4 protein-coding genes are annotated in these 6,473 nt (G+C 27.8%); 2 read left to right on the top strand and 2 right to left on the bottom strand.

Annotated features, from left to right (window positions below):
• Positions 1-7 precede the first annotated feature (7 nt).
• Both yihA and Q4A58_RS00355 read left to right on the top strand, forming a co-directional pair.
• Entirely contained in the window at positions 8-607 is a 600-nt protein-coding gene (yihA, locus tag Q4A58_RS00350) for a ribosome biogenesis GTP-binding protein YihA/YsxC (RefSeq protein WP_303115381.1), read from the top strand.
• Positions 600-3,260, top strand: coding sequence for a valine--tRNA ligase (locus tag Q4A58_RS00355; RefSeq protein WP_303115382.1), 2,661 nt, complete (start codon positions 600-602; stop codon positions 3,258-3,260). The genes yihA and Q4A58_RS00355 overlap by 8 nt, the downstream gene beginning before the upstream one ends.
• A gap of 58 nt (positions 3,261-3,318) precedes the next feature.
• Here the strand turns inward: Q4A58_RS00355 and Q4A58_RS00360 are convergent, their stop codons facing one another.
• Positions 3,319-4,743 carry a hypothetical protein gene (locus tag Q4A58_RS00360; protein WP_303115383.1) on the bottom strand — a complete coding sequence of 475 codons (1,425 nt, stop codon included), beginning with the start codon at positions 4,741-4,743 and terminating at the stop codon, positions 3,319-3,321.
• Positions 4,740-6,278, bottom strand: a complete 1,539-nt coding sequence (locus Q4A58_RS00365; protein WP_303115385.1) for an AAA family ATPase — start codon at positions 6,276-6,278, stop codon at positions 4,740-4,742. The genes Q4A58_RS00360 and Q4A58_RS00365 overlap by 4 nt, the downstream gene beginning before the upstream one ends.
• Positions 6,279-6,473 lie beyond the last annotated feature (195 nt).

Here is a 6,473-nt window from a genome sequence, read left to right on the forward strand (position 1 = left end):
GTTAATTATGAAAATAAAAAAAGCAGACTTTGTTAAGTCAGCAGTATATGAAAAAGACTATCCAGAAGAATTAAATAAGTTAGAATTTGCTTTTGTAGGAAGATCAAATGTTGGGAAATCTTCTCTTATAAACAGCTTAACATCAAGACTAAAACTTGCAAGAACAAGTAAAACACCTGGAAGAACACAACTTATAAATTATTTTTTAATCAATGATGAATTTTATATAGTTGATTTACCAGGTTATGGCTTTGCAAAAGTTCCTAAAGAGATGAAAAAGCAATGGGGACAGACTATGGAGAGATATATAGCAAGTAAACGAAAAAAACTTATTTTTGTTTTGTTGGATATAAGAAGAGTTCCAAGTGAAGATGACATTGAAATGTTGAAATGGTTGGAATACAATAGTATGAATTATAAAATCATTTTTACAAAAATAGATAAACTTTCAAATAATGAAAAATTTAGACAGCTAAAAGAAATCAGGACAAGATTAATTTTTGAAAATGAAGATGTATTTTTTCATTCATCGCATACTAATAAAGGTAGAGAAGAAATACTGAAATTTATGGAAGATGAGCTTAACAAGGAGATAGAAAATGAATGAATTAAATAAAAGTTATTCGCCTAATCAAATAGAAGAAAAGTGGTATAAAATTTGGGAGGAAGCTAAGTATTTTACTGCTAGCTTAGATGAAGCTAAGGAAAATTATTCCATAGTAATTCCTCCACCTAATGTCACAGGAATTTTGCATATGGGGCATATTTTAAATAATTCTATTCAAGATACACTGATTAGATATAATAGGATGACGGGAAAAAATACCTTATGGATGCCAGGTTGTGATCATGCAGGTATAGCCACTCAAAATAAAGTAGAAAGAAAATTAGCTGAGCAGGGTTTAAAGAAAGAGGATATAGGCAGAGAAAAATTCATAGAAATGACTTGGGAATGGAAAGAAAAATATGGTGGCATAATAACTGAGCAGCTTAGAAAATTAGGAGCTTCACTTGACTGGGATAGAGAAAGATTTACTATGGATGAAGGACTTTCTCATGCAGTAAGGCAAATTTTTGTTCATCTATATAATGATGGACTTATTTACAAAGGTGAATATATGATAAACTGGTGTCCTTCTTGTGGAACAGCTCTTGCAGATGATGAGGTGAATCACGAAGAAAAAGATGGACATTTATGGTATTTAAAATATCCAGTTAAAAATTCTGATGAATATATAGTAATAGCAACATCAAGGCCCGAAACTATGCTTGCCGATGTGGCAGTTGCGGTTCACCCTGAAGATGAGAGGTATGGGCATCTAATAGGAAAAACTTTAATTTTACCACTTGTTGCCAGAGAAATTCCTGTAATAGCTGATGAATATGTAGAAAAAGAATTTGGAACAGGAGCATTAAAAATAACTCCAGCTCATGACCCTAATGATTTTAATTTAGGAAAAAAATATAATTTGCCTATAATAAATATGTTAACAGCAACTGGGAAAATAACAGATGAATACTCAAAATATGCAGGGCTTGATAGATTTGAAGCGAGAAAAGCAATAGAAAAAGATTTAAAAGAGCAAGGATATTTAGTGAAAAAAGAACATCTGCATCATGCAGTTGGAGGATGTTATAGATGTGAAACTGTTGTTGAGCCAAGAATTTCACAGCAATGGTTTGTAAAAATGAAACCTCTTGCAGAGAAGGCACTTGAGGTTGTGAAAAGTGGTGAGATAAAAATTCTCCCTAAAAGAATGGAAAAAATTTATTATAATTGGTTAGAAAATATCAGAGACTGGTGCATTTCAAGGCAAATTTGGTGGGGACATAGAATACCTGCTTGGTATGGTCCTGACCAAAAAATATTTGTTGCAATAGATGAAAATGAAGCAAAAAAACAAGCTTTAGCTCATTATGGATATGAAGTGGAATTGAAGCAAGAAGATGATGTATTAGATACTTGGTTTTCATCTGCCCTGTGGCCATTTTCTACCATGGGTTGGCCAGAAAAAACAAAGGAACTGGAGCTTTTCTATCCGACAAATACCTTAGTAACAGGTGCTGATATAATATTTTTCTGGGTTGCTAGAATGATAATGTTTGGTTTATATGAGTTGAAACAAATACCTTTTAAAAATGTATTTTTTCATGGAATTGTAAGAGATGAAATAGGGAGAAAGATGTCAAAATCTTTAGGAAATTCTCCAGATCCACTTGATTTAATAAAAGAATTTGGTGTAGATGCTATAAGATTTTCTATGATATATAATACTTCTCAAGGGCAAGATGTACATTTTTCAACTGATCTTTTGGGGATGGGAAGAAATTTTGCAAATAAAATTTGGAATGTAGCAAGATTTGTTCTTATGAACCTTGAAGATTTTAATATCAGCTCTGTAGATAAAAATAACTTAGACTTAGAACTTGTTGATAAGTGGATAATTTCAAAATTAAATAAAACGGCAGGAGAGGTTAAAGAATACTTAGAAAAATTTGAGCTTGATAATGCTGCAAAAGCAGTTTATGAATTTTTAAGAGGAGATTTTTGTGATTGGTATGTAGAGATAGCAAAAATAAGGCTTTATAATAATGATGAAGATAAAAAAATATCAAAGATAACAGCTCAATATATATTATGGACTATTTTAGAAGCAGGAATGAGATTACTTCATCCGTTTATGCCTTTTATAACTGAAGAAATTTGGCAAAAATTAAAAGTTGAAGCCTCTACTATAATGATTCAACAATATCCTAAATCAAATGAAAATTTTATAAATATAGATATTGAAAAATCTTTTGATTATATAAAAGATGTGGTGTCATCACTAAGAAATATAAGAGCAGAAAAAGGAATCTCGCCAGGAAAAGCGGCAAAAGTAGTTATTGTAAGCTCTAATAATAAAGAATTAGAAACATTACAAAAAAATGAACTGTTTATAAAAAAATTGGCTAATTTAGATAGTTTAATTTATGGAACTAATATAGAAGCTCCTAGCCAAAGTTCTTTAAGAGTATCTGGAGCTTCATCAGTATATATGATATTAACAGGTCTTTTAAATAATGAGGCAGAAATAAAAAAAATAAATGAACAGCTTGCTAAATTAGAAAAAGATTTAGAACCAGTAAATAGAAAATTATCTGATGATAAATTTACTTCTAAGGCGCCTCAACATATAATTGATAGAGAACTTAGAATAAAAAAAGAATATCAGGATAAGATTGAAAAATTAAAGGAAAATTTAAAAAATTTCCAATAAGAATATTTTAGAGAGTGAGTTAAAATTTCAAGTGTGTGAACTTTATCTCACTCTCTTTCTATTTTGATTCATATTCAAATGCAATTTCATTTAATAATTCTATGCTAGCAGTTTTAGGATTATATGACCATTGTTTTGTAAACAAGTTTTTTAATTTTTCTTCCATATTCAGATTTCCAATTGCTATTGAATAGAATCTATTTTTTCTTTTTTTAGATTCTTTTATTCTTTCCTCTGTCCTTTCATCCACTGAATCTAAAAGGAAATCTGATATCATAAGTATATCGGCTCCACTATATTCCTCTTTTTCAAGAGTATCCAGCGAATAATTTAAGGCTGGAAGTGCATCAGTTCCACCATAAAAAGATTTTGTTAAAAATTCAAAAATTTCTGAAAAACTACTTATTTTATTAAATTCCGTAAGTTCTATTTTGATAGAAAAATTTATAAGTAAACATAATCTTTTTTCAGAAATAGCTCTTGAAATTATGCAAAATGATATTGCTTTAGCAATCATTTCTCTACTTCCTGACATAGAGCCACTTGTATCTAAACAAATTATTATAGGTCCCTTACCTTCTATTTCCTTACTTTGATTTTTTTCTTTTTCCTCTTCTTTTTTTATATGTTCTGAGCCTTGAAAATCATATACCATCAATTTATTTTCAACAAATTTCAAATCAAATAAAATTTCTAAATCACTGTTATTTAATAGAGATAGCTCATTTGGTAACAGAGCTTCTATTGAATTTCCTAATTTTACTCTGCTTATTTCCTCTTTAGAATTTATTTTAGGTATAGCTATATCTTCGTCTATGGATGAATGATTTTGTTTTTTTAAGTTTTCATTATAAATTCTTAATCTTCCAAGTAAGTCACATAGGGCTTTGATATCTTTATTATTTTTTATATGTTCGACCCAGTCTACCAAAGTTTTTACATTACTATTTATTATGCTTTCCTCTGATAAATTCCATAGTACGCCTGTTCCAAAATCTAAAAGAATGATGATATCTTTTAATTCTTTTATTTTTTCTATTTTATCTTGAAATCTTTCTATTATTTCTTTTCTAATTAATCTTAATTGTTCGGCTTCCCAAGATTCAGTTAAGTAATTTAAATTTTTTTCCCATTCATTTTCTATTAAAGAATTTAGGTTTTTATCAGAAATCTTATTGTCCCACCATTTTCTCTGAAAAGGTAATCCAGCTTTTAAGCTTATATTCTCTAATTTATCCACTTCTTTTTTAGAAATTGAATTTTTTTCATTATTTAAAAACTCTTCAAAGTCATTTATATCTTTATTAAAGGGAAAAATTTCAGATATTTTTTCTTTTTTTTCTTCTAAAAAAGCTCTTTCCTCTCTTTTTATGTAATTATTCAAAGCCTCGTCATCTGGAATTAAATATTTTTTAAATCCTATCTCTATCTCGCGTTCTATATTTTTTTCTATTTTTTTTATTATTTTTTCAGCTATTCTCATATTAAAGCTTCCAATCTTTCACAATTTAATTTCCTTAATTTTATATCATCTATAAGCTTATTTATTCCTTCTATTGGAATTTTTAATTCCCTTTCTGTTACAAAAGGGTTATCCATTTCTATCTTGTAATTTTCCAAATATAAATTTGTACTATCTAAAAGTTTTTCACACTTTTCCTTTAGCTCTAATGCAGCTGTTTTTAGTTCTTTTTTTAGATTCTCATCTATATCCTTTCTCTTGTTTCCTCTATAGTGAAGAATTAGAGGACGAAATTTTTCTTTTTCTTGCCATGAATTATTTATAAAAGTTCTTATGTTACAAGAATTTGGACTTGTAAAATTACAGCTTATTCCATTTAGTATAATTCCATTTTTATCAACAGGATTGAAATTATTTTTACTTTTCATATAATCTTTACTTATATAAAACTCAAAGTCTTTAGAAGAAGCTGTTTCCTTTCTTTTAACTTTAAAATATTCCTTTCCATTTATATGCTCAGTTTCATAGACATCCTCTGTATAATAAAGTTTATAAGTTATTTCCTTTTCTAATTTTTCTATTTTTTTATCAAAAATTAGTAAGTTATCAGTTAAAGTATAAGAGTTATCTCTTATTGTGTCTTCTATAACTCTATCAATCTTTACTTTATTATCTTCAGTTGTCCATAAACAATGTTTTAATAATAACAAATCAGTTAAATTTGTAGAGCCTCGATCACAGAAATAAGCAGAGGCTTTTAAAAGATATGCTATTTTTTTCCACCTTCTATCTGATATATAATTCCCCAATTCTTGAAATTGCTTTTGAAAGGCATCTCTTAAAATCCATATTATATTTAAAGTTTCCTCAGTTATTTTTACATCTTCTATTTCTTCCTTCCATTTTTTTATTTCAGCTAGGTCTATTTTTAATTCCTCTGGTATATTTATTTTGCTTTTTACTAATTTAGAATTTATTAGATTTTTAAAATTATCTTTTTTTATTATCGGTAAAACAAATATTCTTAATAAAAATCTATCATATAATGCCTCTAAACCTTGATTGACAGAAGGAACTTCATTAGATGCTGCAATAATAACTCTTAATGGAACTTTTTCTACCACATTTCCATTCTTAAAAGTCTTTTCATTAAGAATTGTAAGTAATGTATTCAAAATAGCGGGGCTAGATTTCCAAATTTCATCTAAAAATGCAAAAGTCGCAGTGGGTAAAAAGCCTTCTGTTAATCTTTTGTAATTATCTTTTTTTAACTCGGCTATAGATACTTGACCAAAGATTTCATCTGGTGTGCTAAATTTATGTAAAAGATATTCAAAGTATATTTGATTATGAAATACTTCACTCATTCTTCTAGCAATAAGGCTTTTCCCAGTCCCAGGCGGACCATAAAAAAAGATGCTTTCATCTATTAAAGTAGCTAATAGTGTTGGAGCTATAATTTTTTCTCTTTCTTGTAGATTTTCAGATAAGTTTTCTATTAGTTTTTTTATCCTTTCTTTTTTAATTTTCTTATTTTGTTTTGTATTTTCTTCCATTATCTTACCTTCCTCAATAATTTTATAAGCTAACTAATTTATTATACAATTTTTTTAAATATTTATCTATTTTTATAAGCTCTGAGATTTGTTGAAATTTTTAGCTGTTAAAATTTCAGAGCAAGAATTAAAGCCTATTAAAATTCAAAAAATAAATAATAAAATAATTTTAAATAAAATGTATAAATTTGTTGC

The sequence above is a fragment of the Fusobacterium sp. genome (assembly GCF_030528405.1).
In the GTDB taxonomy this organism is placed as follows: domain Bacteria; phylum Fusobacteriota; class Fusobacteriia; order Fusobacteriales; family Fusobacteriaceae; genus Fusobacterium.

Coding starts and splice junctions, on each gene's coding strand:
- Q4A58_RS00365 (WP_303115385.1), bottom strand. CDS start 6,278: ATGGAAGAAAATACAAAACAAAATAAGAAAATTAAAAAAGAAAGGATA.
- Q4A58_RS00355 (WP_303115382.1), top strand. CDS start 600: ATGAATGAATTAAATAAAAGTTATTCGCCTAATCAAATAGAAGAAAAG.
- yihA (WP_303115381.1), top strand. CDS start 8: ATGAAAATAAAAAAAGCAGACTTTGTTAAGTCAGCAGTATATGAAAAA.
- Q4A58_RS00360 (WP_303115383.1), bottom strand. CDS start 4,743: ATGAGAATAGCTGAAAAAATAATAAAAAAAATAGAAAAAAATATAGAA.